This is a genomic window from Noviherbaspirillum denitrificans (genome assembly GCF_002211445.1).
Classification (GTDB): Bacteria; Pseudomonadota; Gammaproteobacteria; order Burkholderiales; family Burkholderiaceae_D; genus Noviherbaspirillum; species Noviherbaspirillum denitrificans.
In genome coordinates this window covers 897,777-912,099 of record NZ_LSTO01000001.1, presented here as the reverse complement: position 1 = coordinate 912,099, position 14,323 = coordinate 897,777, and the positions used below count along the sequence as shown (strand labels likewise).

At 62.6% G+C, this 14,323-nt stretch carries 16 protein-coding genes; all 16 read left to right on the top strand.

What is annotated here, in order from left to right:
* Positions 1–40: 40 nt before the first annotated feature.
* Positions 41–1,072, top strand: a complete 1,032-nt coding sequence (gene dmpG / locus AYR66_RS04590; RefSeq protein ID WP_088706541.1) for a 4-hydroxy-2-oxovalerate aldolase — start codon at positions 41–43, stop codon at positions 1,070–1,072.
* Between the two features lie 61 nt (positions 1,073–1,133).
* Entirely contained in the window at positions 1,134–1,952 is an 819-nt protein-coding gene (locus AYR66_RS04585; RefSeq protein WP_088706540.1) for a sulfite exporter TauE/SafE family protein, read from the top strand.
* Between the two features lie 255 nt (positions 1,953–2,207).
* The gene (locus tag AYR66_RS04580) at positions 2,208–3,395 is read left to right on the top strand and encodes an ABC transporter substrate-binding protein (protein WP_088706539.1); all 1,188 of its coding nucleotides are present in this window, start codon (positions 2,208–2,210) and stop codon (positions 3,393–3,395) included.
* A 24-nt stretch (positions 3,396–3,419) separates the two neighbouring features.
* Positions 3,420–4,331, top strand: coding sequence for a branched-chain amino acid ABC transporter permease (locus tag AYR66_RS04575; protein ID WP_088706538.1), 912 nt, complete (start codon positions 3,420–3,422; stop codon positions 4,329–4,331).
* 7 nt (positions 4,332–4,338) lie between these two features.
* Positions 4,339–5,361, top strand: coding sequence for a branched-chain amino acid ABC transporter permease (locus AYR66_RS04570; protein WP_088706537.1), 1,023 nt, complete (start codon positions 4,339–4,341; stop codon positions 5,359–5,361).
* Entirely contained in the window at positions 5,354–6,097 is a 744-nt protein-coding gene (locus tag AYR66_RS04565; RefSeq protein ID WP_088706536.1) for an ABC transporter ATP-binding protein, read from the top strand. Before AYR66_RS04570 ends, AYR66_RS04565 begins: the two co-directional genes overlap by 8 nt.
* 1 nt (position 6,098) lies before the next feature.
* The gene (locus tag AYR66_RS04560; RefSeq protein WP_088706535.1) at positions 6,099–6,791 is read left to right on the top strand and encodes an ABC transporter ATP-binding protein; all 693 of its coding nucleotides are present in this window, start codon (positions 6,099–6,101) and stop codon (positions 6,789–6,791) included.
* Positions 6,781–7,173 carry a YciI family protein gene (locus AYR66_RS04555; RefSeq protein ID WP_234814761.1) on the top strand — a complete coding sequence of 131 codons (393 nt, stop codon included), beginning with the start codon at positions 6,781–6,783 and terminating at the stop codon, positions 7,171–7,173. The genes AYR66_RS04560 and AYR66_RS04555 overlap by 11 nt, the downstream gene beginning before the upstream one ends.
* A 3-nt stretch (positions 7,174–7,176) precedes the next feature.
* On the top strand, positions 7,177–8,034 hold the full coding sequence (locus AYR66_RS04550; protein ID WP_088706533.1) for an NAD(P)-dependent oxidoreductase: 858 nt from the start codon (positions 7,177–7,179) through the stop codon (positions 8,032–8,034).
* Between the two features lie 273 nt (positions 8,035–8,307).
* A complete protein-coding gene (locus AYR66_RS04545; protein ID WP_088706532.1) occupies positions 8,308–9,468 on the top strand; it encodes a porin in 1,161 nt (386 codons plus the stop codon).
* A 137-nt stretch (positions 9,469–9,605) separates the two neighbouring features.
* On the top strand, positions 9,606–10,523 hold the full coding sequence (locus AYR66_RS04540; protein ID WP_088706531.1) for a LysR family transcriptional regulator: 918 nt from the start codon (positions 9,606–9,608) through the stop codon (positions 10,521–10,523).
* A 295-nt stretch (positions 10,524–10,818) separates the two neighbouring features.
* Positions 10,819–11,862, top strand: coding sequence for a CDP-6-deoxy-delta-3,4-glucoseen reductase (locus AYR66_RS04535; RefSeq protein WP_088706530.1), 1,044 nt, complete (start codon positions 10,819–10,821; stop codon positions 11,860–11,862).
* Positions 11,863–11,892: 30 nt separating this feature from the next.
* The gene (locus AYR66_RS04530) at positions 11,893–12,444 is read left to right on the top strand and encodes a VOC family protein (RefSeq protein ID WP_170942060.1); all 552 of its coding nucleotides are present in this window, start codon (positions 11,893–11,895) and stop codon (positions 12,442–12,444) included.
* Entirely contained in the window at positions 12,445–13,338 is an 894-nt protein-coding gene (locus tag AYR66_RS04525; protein ID WP_088706529.1) for a fumarylacetoacetate hydrolase family protein, read from the top strand.
* Between the two features lie 71 nt (positions 13,339–13,409).
* Positions 13,410–13,814 (top strand): GlcG/HbpS family heme-binding protein, encoded by a 405-nt coding sequence (locus AYR66_RS04520; RefSeq protein WP_088706528.1) that lies wholly within the window; start codon positions 13,410–13,412, stop codon positions 13,812–13,814.
* A gap of 76 nt (positions 13,815–13,890) precedes the next feature.
* On the top strand, positions 13,891–14,323 hold a 433-nt coding region (locus AYR66_RS29320; RefSeq protein WP_206047061.1), incomplete at its 3' end, for a hemerythrin domain-containing protein.

Here is a 14,323-nt window from a genome sequence, read left to right as displayed (position 1 = left end):
GCCTCACGCTTGCCCCTGTCGCCGCATAAGGAGAACCGCCATGACACTCAAAGGAAAGAAAGTCACCGTCCACGACATGACGCTGCGCGACGGCATGCACCCCAAGCGGCACCAGATGACGCTCGACCAGATGCGCTCCGTTGCGCGTGGCCTGGATGCGGCGGGCGTGCCGCTGATCGAGGTCACCCACGGCGACGGCCTGGGCGGCTCCTCCGTCAACTACGGTTTTCCCGCGCATTCCGACCTGGAATACCTGCAGGCCGTGGTACCGGAGATGAAGAAGGCGAAGGTGTCGGCGCTGCTCATCCCGGGCATCGGCACCGTCGACCACCTGCGCATGGCGCGCGACGCCGGCGTGCATACCATTCGCGTGGCCACGCATTGCACCGAGGCCGACGTCTCCGAGCAGCACATCGGCATGGCACGCAAGCTGGAGATGGATACGGTCGGCTTCCTGATGATGGCCCACATGGTCCCGCCGGAGAAGATCCTGGAGCAGGCGCTGCTGATGGAAAGCTATGGCGCCAACTGCATTTACGCCACCGACTCCGCGGGCTACATGCTGCCGGAGGACGTCAAGGCCCGCATCGGGCTGCTGCGCGACAGGCTCAAGCCGGAAGCCGAGATCGGCTTCCATGGCCACCATAACCTGGCGATGGGCATCGCCAACTCGATTGCCGCGGTCGAATGCGGCGCGACGCGCATCGATGCCGCTGCCGCTGGACTGGGCGCGGGCGCCGGCAATACGCCGATGGAAGTATTCGTTGCCGTGTGCGCCCGCATGGGCATCGAGACCGGCGTGGATGTCTTCAGGATTTCCGATGTCGCCGAAGACCTCGTCGTGCCGATGATGGACCACCCGATCCGCATCGACCGCGACGCGCTCACGCTCGGCTACGCCGGCGTGTATTCGTCCTTCCTGCTGTTCGCCAAGCGTGCCGAGGCGAAGTACGGCATCCCGGCGCGCGACCTGCTGCTCGAACTCGGACGGCGCGGCATGGTCGGCGGGCAGGAAGACATGATCGAGGACACCGCGCTGACACTGGCCCGCGCACGCGGTCTGGCCGCCTGACCGGCGGCCCATTCATTGCATCTCCGGGGCGGCGGCCGCCCCGGCATTCCAGAGGTCCATCATGACAGTCCTGCAAATCTTTCCATTCGCCGCCCTGGGCGGCATCACCGGCGTGTTCGCCGGCCTGCTCGGCATCGGCGGCGGCATGATCCTGGTGCCGTTCCTCACCTTCATGTTTACGCTGTCCGGCATGCCCAACGCCATCGTCGTGCATGTCGCCATCGCCACCTCGATGGCTTCCATCCTGTTCACTTCATTGTCCTCGGTGCGCGCCCACCACAAGCGCGGCGCGGTCCGCTGGGACATCGTCTGGTCCCTGGCCCCGGGCATCCTTGCCGGCGGCCTGGTCGGGGGCGGCAAGATCTTTGCCTTCCTGAAGACCGGGTGGCTGTCCATCTTCTTCGCCGCCTTTGTCGGCTTCTCCGCCTACCAGATGTTGAAGAACAAGAAGCCGAAGCCTTCGCGCACGCTCCCTGGCCCGGCCGGGATGTTCGGCACCGGCGGCGTGATCGGCGTGCTGTCGAGCCTGGTGGGCGCGGGCGGCGGCTTCCTGTCCGTCCCTTTCATGACCTGGTGCAATGTCGCGATGCACAATGCCGTCGCGACCTCGGCCGCGCTCGGCTTCCCGATCGCGCTTGCCAGCACGGTCGGTTATGTCGTGAGCGGATGGGGCAGCGATGCGCTGCCATCCGGATCGCTCGGCTATGTCTACCTGCCCGCGCTGGCCTGCATCGTGCCCGCCAGCGTGCTTTCCGCGCCCTGGGGCGCCAAACTGGCCCACTCGCTGGACGTGGCCCAGCTCAAGCGGGTGTTTTCCGTCGTCCTGTTCGCTCTGGCAAGCTACATGCTGTACAAGGCATTCACGGCGCTCATGGGGTGAGCGCAGCCGTGGCCGCCGGCCCCGCGACGCCGGGCGTGTGAGCGTGCCCCCGCTCACACGCGGGATTGATTCCAGTCCCGGCAACAACTATTGATGCCATCAATCTTGTCAATTTCCCCAGGCTCATAGACACGCCCCGGGGCTGACCCTACTCTTCACACCAACAAGTGCCGCCGCAATTCCCCTTGCACCAAGCGGCCCAGGCAGCCCGGCCACCGGGCGCGCGCACGACACATTCACAAAAAGGAGACTCCTATGACTCAAGTTAAGAAATCCCTTGCATTCACCGCCCTGGCCCTGTCGTTCACCATGAGCGCGCAGGCCGCAGACCCGGTCAAGATCGGTTTTATCGGTTCCCTGACCGGGCCGCTGTCGACCCTGTCCACCGACATGAAGGATGGCTTCAACCTGGCGCTCAAGCACAAGGGCGGCAAGTTCGGCGGTGCCGACACTGTCATCGTCTACGGCGACGACCAGGCCAATCCGGATACCGGCAAGCAGGTCTACGAGCGACTGGCCAAGAGCGAGAACGTCGACATCATCACCGGCATGGCATTCACCAACGTGATGCTGGCCGTGGCGCCGGCGGCATTCAAGGACAAGATCTTTTTCGTCAACTCCAATGCCGGTCCCAAGGAACTGGCGGGTGCTTCCTGCAATTACTATTACTTCAACCCGACCTGGCATACCAGCGCGCTGTCCGAAGCCGCGGGCCGATTCGCCAACCAGAAAGGCTACAAGCGGATGTTCGTGGTTGCGCCGAACTACCAGGCCGGCCGCGAGCATGTCGACGGTTTCGACAAGGAATACACGGGCGAGATCGCCGGACGCGCTTACAACAAGATCGGCCAGCTCGATTTCTCGGTGGAGATCGGCCAGATCCGCGCCGCCAACCCGGACGCCGTTTTCTTCGCGTTGTGGGGCCCGATGGCAATCAACTTCGTCAAGCAGTTCAACCAGGCCGGCCTGAACAAGAAGATCGACCTCGTGACCGCCGGATTTGCGGTGGACGCCGACATCCTGCCGGCACTCGGCGACGCCGCCGTCGGCATCTACAACACCAGCCAGTGGAGCCCGGACTTCACCAACCCGGTGAACAAGAAGTTCGTCGAGGACTTCGAGAAGGAATACAAGCGTCCGGCATCGATCTATGCCTCGCAGGGTTACGAAGTCGGCCTCCTGCTCGATGCGGCAATCCGCGACAGCAAAGGCAAGCACAAGGACAACAAGGTGCTGCATGACGCGCTGATGGCCGCGAAATACGACTCGGTGCGCGGTTACTTCAAGTTCGCCTCCAACCAGAACCCGACCCAGCACGTCTACCTTCGCCAGGTCGTGAAAAACGACAAGGGCCAGCTGACCAACAAGACCGTCAGCACAACCCCGGTGCATGCCGACAAGAGCGATCCCTACGTGGGTGAGTGCAAGATCGCGGCGCAATAAGCGGGCCGCCCGGAGGAGACAATCATGCTGCTTTTCCTGTTCGAACAGCTCCTCAACGGAGTGCAGTTCGGCCTGATGCTGTTCCTGCTGTCGGCGGGCTTGACGCTGGTGTTCGGGATCATGAACATGATCAACCTGGCGCACGGCTCGCTGTACATGATCGGCGCCTACCTGATCGCCACCCTGACGCTCACGACCGGCAGCTTCCTGTTCGGCCTCGTCGCCGGCGTGGCGCTGACGGCGGCGATCGGCATCCTGCTCGAAATGAGTCTGCTGCGCAGGCTCTATGACAAGGACCACCTGACCCAGGTCCTTGTCACCTTCGGCATCATTCTGATCGCCAACCAGGCGGTGCAGGAGATCTGGGGCGCGCAGCCGATCATGATCAGCACGCCCGACCTGCTCAGCTCGTCCGTTCCGCTCATCGGCGACTTCGAATATCCCGGTTTCCGGCTGTTCATCATCGCCGTCGGCCTGCTGATCGCCGGATTGCTGGCGCTGCTCATCAAGAAGACGCGCGTGGGCATGTGGATCCGCGCCGGCGCGTCGGACCGCGAGATGGCCTGCGCGATGGGGGCGAACATCAACCTCGTGTTCTCGCTCGTGTTCGGCCTGGGCGCCGCCTTGTGTGCCATCGCCGGCGGCCTGCTCGGTCCCTTGCTGTCGATTAACGTCGGCATGGGCGAGAGCATCCTGATCCTGGCCTTCGTGGTCGTCGTGATCGGCGGCATCGGCTCCGTGCAGGGCGCGCTCGCCGGTGCGCTGCTGGTCGGCATGGTCGATGCGCTTGGGCGCACCATGATCCCGATGGTGCTGCGCGGCTTCCTGGAGCAGGGACTGGCGGATTCACTCGCGTCCACCCTGTCCGCCGTTTCTATCTACCTGCTGATGGCACTGGTCCTGTACTGGAAGCCGCAAGGTCTTTTCTCGCGCTGAGGCTCTCATGAAATCCCGTTCTCTTGTTTTGTGGGGAATCATTCTCCTGCTTCTGCTCGCCTTGCCCGCCATCGCGCAGGCCTTCGGCGGCAACTTCTACGTCGGTTTCGCCACACGCGTGCTGATCCTCGTCCTGGCTGCGTCCAGCCTGCGCCTGCTGATCGGTGAGCTGGGGCTGGTGTCCTTCGGCCACGCGGCGTTCTTCGGCACCGGCGCTTTCGTGGTTGCGATCCTGTCCAAGGAACTGACCGCGCCGGTCGGACTTCTGCCGGGCACTGATTCGGCATGGATCGCATGGCCGATGGCCGTCCTGGTGTCCGCGCTGCTGGCGGTGGTAATCGGCATGGTGTCGCTGCGCACCAAGGGTCCTTACTTCATCATGATCACGCTCGCCTTCGCGCAGATGACGTTCTACCTGTTCGAGTCGCTGAAGATGTACGGCGGCGACGAGGGTATCAATATCGCACACCGCTCGCGTGTCGGCTTCGGTCTCGACCTCGGGGATAACGTCACCTTCTATTACGTGGTCCTCGCCGTCGTCGCCCTCGGGCACCTGTTCTTCCACTTCGTGGTCGGGTCACCGCTCGGCCGCGTGATGAAGGGCATCAAGGAAAACGAAATACGCATGCAGGCGCTTGGCTACCGCACTTATTGGTACAAGCTGATGGTCTTCGCCATCGCCGGCGCGGCGGCCGGCCTGTCGGGCGCGCTGCTGGCCAACCAGAACAGCTACGCCAGCCCGAACCTGTTCAGCTGGTTGCAGTCCGGCCACCTGCTGATCATGGTGATCCTGGGCGGCGCCGTGAGTTTCTGGGGAGGCGCGGTCGGCGCGATTGCGTTCTGCCTGCTGGAAGAGGTACTGCCGCACCTGACCAAATACTGGCAGATCGCCATGGGTGTCTTTGTGATCCTGGTCGTGATGCGCGTACCTGAGGGATTGACCGGCTTGCGGTTCCGCTTTCGCCTGCCCAAGGGCGGAAGCGTCACGCCGGTTGTCAAGCTGACCACGAGCGAGGTGAAAAATGGCTGAGCAGGTTTTGTCGGTGAAAGGACTGGTCAAGCGCTTCGGCGGGCTGGTGGCCACCGACTATGTCGACTTCGACATTGACGATAACCAGATCCATGCATTGATCGGTCCGAACGGCGCGGGCAAGACGACCTTCGTGTCGCAGCTTGCCGGCGGGCTGCATCCGGACGATGGATCGATCAGCTTCTACGGCAGCGACATCACGCGCCTGAGCATGGCGGACCGCGCCCACATGGGGCTGGTGCGTTCCTACCAGATCACCAGCATCTTCCGTAACCTGACGGTGTACGAGAACCTGGCCATCAGCGTGCAGTCGCGCCTGAAGTCGACCTTCAATTTCTTCGGAAAGTCTGCCGCGGACCGCCTGCGCGAAGAGGTTGCGGCGGTGGCCCTCCGGATCGAACTGGCGGATGAACTGGACACGCTGGCCTGCCACCTGTCGTACGGCCAGCAGCGCCAGCTCGAGATCGGCCTGGCGCTGGCGCTCAATCCGCGCCTGCTGCTGCTGGATGAGCCGATGGCCGGCCTGTCGCCGGACCAGGTGCCGTGGTTCGTCGACTTCATCAAGAGCCTGAAGGGCAAGGACCTGTCGATCCTGCTGATCGAGCACGACATGGATGCGGTGTTCAAGCTGTCGGATCGCATCTCGGTGCTGGTGTCGGGCAAGCGCATCTTCAGCGGCACGCCCGACGAGGTCAAGAACAGCGCGGAAGTCAAGCGCGCCTACCTGGGAGACTGACATGAGCTTGCTGAAACTGACGTCGGTCGAGGCCGGCTATGGCGCAAGCCAGGTGCTGTTCGGCATCGACTTCCAGATCAACGAGGGCGAAGTCGTGACCCTGCTCGGCCGCAACGGCATGGGCAAGAGCACGACCATCAAGACCATCTGCGGCCTGCTCAAACCCAGGCGCGGAAGCGTGCGTTTCAATGGCGCCGAGGTAGCCGGCATGGCCACCGAACGCATCAGCCGCATGGGCATCGGGTTGGTGCCGGAAGGGCGGCGGATCTTTCCCAACCTGACGGTCTACGAAAACCTGGTTGCCTTCGCCCGCCCGGGAAAGTGGACGCTGGAGCACGCCTACAAGCTGTTTCCGGTACTTGAGAAGCGCAAGGACAACATGGGTTTCCAGCTGTCCGGCGGCGAGCAGCAGATGCTGGCCATTGCGCGCGCGCTGCTTACCAATGCGAGGCTGCTGCTGATCGACGAGGCCACCGAAGGCCTGGCGCCGCTGATCCGCCAGGAAATCTGGCGCTGCCTGCATGAGGTGAAAAAGGAAGGCCAGTCGATCCTGGTCATCGACAAGTACGTGCAGAACCTGATCGATCTCGCTGACCGGCACTACTTCATCGAGAACGGGCGCATCGGCTGGACCGGCAGCAGCGAGCAGTTGAGCGAACAGCCGGAAATATGGGAGAGATACCTTGGCGTCTGATCTATCGCCTGCGGAGCAGGTAATGGCGCTGACCGCGCCGATGCTGAACCAGAAGCTGTTCGTGATGCTGCGTACCACTGTACGGCCGGAACTGATGACGGATGAGCTCCTGGCAGCCCACTTGAGGTGGATGGTCGCGCAGGAAGCCAGGGGCGCCATTTTTGCCTCGGGTCCGTTTGTCGTGCCGGGCAAGGCGCGCGGCATGGCAGGCGGCATGACAATCGTGCGCGCCGTGGATGAACACGAAGCGACCGCGATCATCGATACCGACCCTTTCATCGCGAACGGCGCCGTTGAGTACGAACTGCGCACATGGATGCTGATGGAAGGTGGATTCCGCCTGAATATCAACTACTCGACAGGACAATTTCAACTTGGCTGAAAAATGACAACATCTTCTATTGGAATAATCGGAACCGGTGGCATCGGCCTGCCCATCGCGCGCAAGCTCGTTGCCGCGGGTACGGTGCCTTTCGGCTATCGGCGGGGAGACAACTCGGCATTCATCGAGGCTGGCGGACGCCGTTGTGCATCTGCAGCGGAACTGGTCGAAGTGTCGGACGTGGTGCTCCTGTGTGTCCCCGACGCCGCGCTGTACTCCCTGTTCCTGGGCGAGGCAAACGTCCTTGCCCATGTCAAGGCAGGGCAGGCGTTCGTGGACCTGGGCGTGGCCCCGATCGAGCTGAAGCTGAAAGTGCGCGATCGGCTGGCGAGTGCCGGGGCAATATTCATCGACGCACCCGTGATGGGCAACCCGCCGCTGATCGATGCCGGGAAGGCGGTTGTCTACATGAGCGGCGAGGAGGCTGCGTGCCGGGCGGTCGAAGGAGAGCTGCGCAAGTTCGCGGTGGCCGCACCCTATGTGGGCAAGTTCGGCGACGGCTCCAAGCTGAAATACGTGTCGAACATGCTGCTCGCGATGCACACGGTGGCTGCTGCAGAGGCGATCAGCTATGCCAAGCGCACCGGGCTTGATATCGGTGCGCTGCTGGAATTCATTCCGCCGATTGCGCAGTCGGGCGTGCTGGGCGTGCGCGGCAAGACCATGGCCAGCGGCACCTATGGCAAAGGCGCAGGCTCGGTGTCGATGCTGCTCGACGTGGTCAACGTGATTCGCGACGACGCGTCGACGTCGGGAATGGAGCTCGCGTTCCTTAACAGCGCGAAGGCATTTTACGAAAAAGCGGTCTCCAAGGGGCTGGGAGAGATGAATACCGAAAGCCTGGTGGAAGTCGTCTCCTGAACCGCACTGGCGGGAGCGTCGGAGGAGGGAAGCGGGCCGCGGTGTGCACCGTATTTGCCTGCCTTCCTCATCGATGCATCCCTCCCTTTGGCCGGATTGCGCGGTACTGCCGCCTCCGGCCATTTTTTTTCGACGCGTCGCTGCAGTATCACGAATATCAATATTTTCTATAGACGCGGGTGCATTGTTGCTTGCAAGAGCGCTATGCACAATCTCCATACACTTGCACATCTGTGAACAAGTGCAAAACCAATTCAACAGGGGACAACTTCCATGAAAAAGACTTCACTCGCCGCCGCCTTGCTCGCCGCAACCGGCGCCGCTTCCGCACAGGTCCAGGTCTACGGCCTGGTCGACACCGGCGTGGTCATCGAGACCAAATCGCGTGTCAATCCTGCCAATCCCAACAATGTACCCGGCAACACCGGTACTACCGTGCGCATGCCCAGCCTTACCGCCGGCACGCCGTCGCGCCTGGGCTTCCGCGGCAAGGAAGACCTCGGAGGAGGCATGAGCGCCTTCTTCAATCTCGAGGCGCAGATCGGCATGGATGACGGCTCGCTGCAGGCGCCGGCCGGCCGTCTGTTCAGCCGTGCCGCCAACATCGGGCTGTCGAGCGGCGGTCATACGCTTACGTTCGGGCGCCAGTTCAACATGACCGCGTACTCGCTGTTCGATTCGATGATCATCGGCCCGGGTCTCCATTCGATCGCCAGCCTCAACGGCTACCTCGGTACCCCGCGCTCCGACAATGCGATCGCCTACATGGGACGCTTCGACGGTTTCACCTTCGGGGCGACCTACAGCTTCGGCCGCGACGCCGCGACCAATACGCCGAACGTGCCGTCTGCCACGAACTGCGGCGGCGAGGTTGCCGGCAACCGGGAGGCTTGCCGTCAGATTACCGCGCTCGTGAAGTACGATGCACCCACGTGGGGTGTCGCCCTTTCGTTCGACCAGCTGCACGGCAACACCGGCGCATTCGATCCGAACCAGCCGTTCGGCGGGCCGGGCAACGGCATCCTCGGCAGCCTTGGCGCGAGCAACCAGAAGACAGAACTGCGCATCCTGAACGGCTACTACGTCTGGGACAAGACCCGCTTTGGCGCGGGCTGGGTCGACCGCGAAACGACTTCCAATGCCGTCTACGAGACGGATCAGTACTGGATTGGCGTCCGACATGATCTGTCGCCAAACGTGCGGCTGTTCGGCCAGTATTCCTGGCTGAACACGAGCGCGAATATGGACGCCGATGCGCGCCTTGCCATCCTGCGCGGCGAATACAGCCTGTCCAAGCGCACCTATCTGTACGCTTCCTACGCGCACATCGACAACAGGGGCACTTTCGCCCGCAGCAACGCCAGCGCGAGCTTTGCGACCGTAAACGGCTCGAAGCAGAACTCGTTGCTCCTGGGTATCTCCCACAGCTTCTAACCCGCATCTGTACGGGGCGGAACCGGGCAGCGCCGATTGGCGCTGCCCTTTGCTTTTTCCGGTTTTCCCATTCTCGCGGACAAGGAGTAATATTGGCGCAATCAATTCCGACAAGAAGCCCCCGAGGAGACGCGCGCATGAACAAGCTCTACTCGCTGGACCTGAATCTCCTGCTCGTATTCGATGCCATGATGCGTGTAGGCAGCGTGTCCAAGGCTGCGGAAGAGGTCGGGCTCACCCAGCCGTCGATGAGCAATGCGCTCACGCGCCTGCGCAATTTCTTTGGCGACCCGCTCTTCGTGCGTTCCGACGGCGCGATGCGGCCTACGCCGCTGGCCCTGCAGATGGCCCAGCCCGTGCAGGAAGCGCTGGAGCAGATCCGCCGGGCGATCGAGGACAAGCGTCACTTCGACCCGGCGATATCCTGCCGGCGCTTTTCCATCTGCATGAACGAGATGGGGCAGCGCGTCTTCCTGCCGAAAATCGTGGCCCACTTTGCCGAGGTTGCGCCGAGTATTGACCTGGAAACCGTCGAGATGACATCGCAGCAGGCCCAGGCGGCGTTGCCGAACGCCGAGGTCGACCTCGTGATCGGCTACTTCTCGGACTTCGGCCCGAATTTCTTCAGGCAGCGCGTAACCTCCGGCCACTACGTCGCTGTTGCCCGCAAGCGGCATCCCCAGGTCGACGGCGAACTGACGCTGTCCGCCTACCTGAATGCCTCGCACATTTCCTACGTGCCCGCGCTCGGCAACCACGCCGCGCTCGACGGCCTGCTTGCGCAGGAGTTCATGAAGCATGGCGTGCAGCGCCGCGTGGCATTGCGCGTCGCGCATTCGCTGGGAATCCCGAAGATCATCTCGAGCACCGACCTGATCATGACGGTGCCCTCGGTGCTGGCACATGCCTTTTCCGAAACGGCCGACATGCAGATACTCGACCTGCCCTTCGATATTCCGCGCATCGAGATTTTCCAGTACTGGCACGCACGCTATCACCACGACCCGGCCAACCAGTGGCTTCGCGCGCAATTCAAGAACGTCTTCCCCTCCTGAAGCGACGCGGTATTGTCGGGATCAATATTCCCGCCGCCGAGACCGCGTTTTCCCCGCATTGACGTGGTCTGAAACCGACCGGTTTCATCGTGTGCGAGGTCGCGCCGCCGCTCTCTATTCAACACGTCAATAATCCACATTGCCGCCACTGCATGGACGCTCCAGGGGCCGTCCACTAACCTTCTATCACATTCTTCAAGAAGGAGGCGACGCAATGAAGACCTTTATCAATCCGCCGGCTTTCCGCATGCCGGCAACACAGTATTCCCCAATCGTCGTGGCCTAGGAGATCATCATGACTACCCACACGATCACACTGCTGCCCAGCGGCCACCAGTTCCAGTGCAGCGAAGACGAAAGCATCCTGAAGGCCGGTTTGGCCTCGGGTCTGTTCATGCCCTACAGCTGCCGCAGCGGCGTCTGCAGTACCTGCCGCGGCACCATCAAGGAAGGCAAGGTCGATTTCGGCAACGTCCACCCGAACTACCTGAGTGAAGATGACAAGCGCGTCGGCAAGGCACTGCTGTGCTCCGCCAAACCGCTGGGCGACTGCAGCATCGAAGTCCGCGAACTGGATCCGGCGGAAGCCTTCCCGGTCCGCAAGCTCCCGTGCCGTGTCCTGCAGCTGGAGAGGCTGGCGCCGGACGTGATGCTGATGACGGTTGGCCTGCCGGCCAACGAGCCGGCCGTATTCAAGGCGGGCCAGTATGTCGACTTCGTGCTCAAGGATGGCACGCGCCGCAGTTACTCCATCGCCAATGTCCCGGTCACCGACGGAGTACGCCAGGTGGAACTCCACGTCAGGCTCGTGCCCGGCGGCCGCTTCACCGAGCATGTCTTCAACAGCATGAAGCTGCGCGAGACCATGCAGCTGGAAATGCCGCTTGGCTCGTTCTACTGGCGCGAGCAGAGCGACAAGCCGATGATCATGCTTGCCTCGGGCACCGGTTTCGCACCGATCAAATCGATCATCGAGTACAGCATCGAACGCGGCAACAAGCGTCCCATCACCCTCTATTGGGGCGGCCGCACCCGCGCATGCATCTACATGGCCGCGCTGGCCGAGAAGTGGGCGGCCGAACACGAGCACATCACTTTTGTCCCCGTGCTCAGCAACGCCACGCCGCAATGCAACTGGACCGGCCGCACCGGCTTCGTGCACAAGGCTGTCATGGAGGATTTCCCGGACATGTCGGGCCACGAGGTATACGCCTGCGGCGCACCCATCGTCGTCGAGTCCGCACGCCATGACTTCGCCGCGCAATGCGGCCTGCCGGAAGCCGAGTTCTACGCCGATTCCTTCATCACCGAAGCAGAAAGGCACAAGGCCGCTGCTTGATCCAATCCGAATCATCGAGGAGATAAGACAATGGAAATCAACATCAACGATGCCATCCCGACAGACTTCACCGCACCCATACCGGAGCGCAATTCGCTGGTGAAACCCTTCTGCCTGGGCCATGGCACCCTGGAGTGCTTCAGCCTGAAGGAATCCCGCAAGTTCTACGAGGAGTTCCTTGGCCTGGAGTGCCGCCGTCATGCCAAGCCGTCGATGTCGGTGCGCCTGGGCATGCGCTTCCACATCGTGTGCGTCGAGGTGGGCGACCTGGTCCATCCCTGCAACGTGCTCAATCACTGGGGCCTGGACGTCAAGTCGCGCGAGGAGGTGGATGCCGCCTACGAAGCCGCGCTGAAGTACAAGGACAAGTACAAGATCCGCCAGGTGCTGGACCGCCAGGAACAGCACAGCGTGTACTCCTTTTACATTGAAGACCTGGACCACAACTGGTGGGAAATCCAGTACTACCCGAACGGCTTCCAGCACGACGATTTCTTCGATTTCGGCGACCGCTTCTCGGATGACGAGAAGGTCGACCTCAGCGCACTCCCGGAACTCAACATCTTTGGAAAGGCAGACTAAATGATCCAGCTCGTCAGTTTCAAGACGCCCGAGGGCGTGCGCACCGGCCTCATGGCCAACGGCAAGGTCTACCAGTCCGGCGCCTACAAGGACATGCTCGACGTGCTGGCCGACTGGGCCAACGCTTCCGAAAAGCTGAAGACCCTCGGCCCCAAGCTCGCCGAGCGCGAGGATGTCAAGAATGCCGAAATCGTCGCGCCGCTGCCCGCGCCGCGCAACATCTACTTCGCTGGTGCGAACTACAAGGACCATGTCGAGGAAATGAAGGAGCGGCTCAAGCTCAACATCAACACGGATCCGAAGGGAAGCGGTGAAAAACCCTGGCATTCGTTGAAGGCCACCGGTTCGAGTGTGGTCGGTCCGGGCGCGAAAGTGGCGCTACCGGGCGGCACGAAGATGCTGGACTGGGAGCTGGAGCTCGCCGTCGTGATCGGCAAGCCGGCCAAGGATGTCCCGCTTGAGAAGGCGCTGGAATACGTTGCCGGCTACACCGTCGCCAACGACCTGTCCGCGCGCGACCACGTGTTCCGCTCCTATGTGCACGAGACCTCGCCTTTCCGCTATGACTGGATCGGCCAGAAGTCGTTTGACGGCTCCTGCCCGATGGGCCCGGCCATCACCCCGGCACAGTTTGTCGGCGATCCGATGAACCTGAGGATGAAGCTGTGGGTCAACGGCAAGCTCAAGCAGGACTCCAATACGAACCAGATGCTGTTCAACATCGCCGACCAGATCGCGCACCTTTCGTCGCGCGTGACGCTGCTGCCGGGCGACGTCATCCTGACCGGCACGCCTGCCGGGGTCGGCATGCCGGACAACGACTTCCTGCGGCCGGGCGACGTGGTCAAGCAGTGGATCGAGAACATCGGCGAGTTCGAATTCACCATCGCCTGACGCGGCAGGGAAGATCCAACGCGCCGGCACGCAACGGTGCCGGCGCACCCAATATCGGAAAGGAATATCGGATGTACCAGAAGAACAGCCTGGGCCAGGCGGAGCTGAAGAAGATCGCGGATGCCGCCATTGCCTATGCCACCGAAAGGAAATGGACCGTGACGATCGCCATCGTCGACGACGGCGGCCACTTGCAGTGGCTGCAGCGGATGGACGGCGCAGCGCCGGCGACCGCCTATATCGCGTCGGCCAAGGCACGCACCTCGGCGATGGGGCAGCGCGAGAGCAAGTTCTATGAAGACATGATCAGCGCCGGCCGCCAGGCCTTCCTGTCCGCGCCGGGCCTCGACTGCCTGCTCGAGGGCGGGGTGCCGATCATGGTGGGCGGCAGCTGCGCCGGCGCAATCGGCGTCAGCGGCGTCCGTTCGAACGAGGACGCAGAGATCGCGCGCGCGGGCATCGCCGCGCTCGGATAAGCGCCTCTTCGGCCGGCCGCCGGCCGGCCAGGGAGGCAACCATCGATGCATATAACGACACAAAAGGAGACGCACCATGAGCCATTCCGCATCGCAATCCGCCATCCGTGTGATCCAGCAGGAACATGCCTGCCTCTCGGCCGTGATCCTCGGCATGCTGCATTTCGTCCGTGAAATCGACGCCGGGCGCAAGGCGCCGGACCTGAAGGTGTTCCGCGCCATGCTGCTGTACATCAGCGAATATCCGGAAAAGATCCATCACCCGAAGGAAGACAACTTCCTGTTCGCCCGCCTGAAGCAGCGCACCGGCAAGGCAGCCGAGGTCATCGCGCGGCTCGAGGAGGACCACGCGGGCGGCGACGAGCGCGTGCGTGCGCTGGAGCACGCACTGACGCGCTACGAGCTGGCGGGCAAGGAAGAGTTCGAGAATTTCCGCAAGAAGGTCGAGGATTACGCCGGCGCTTACCTGCGCCACATGCGCGCCGAAGAAGACGATGTGCTGCCGCTGG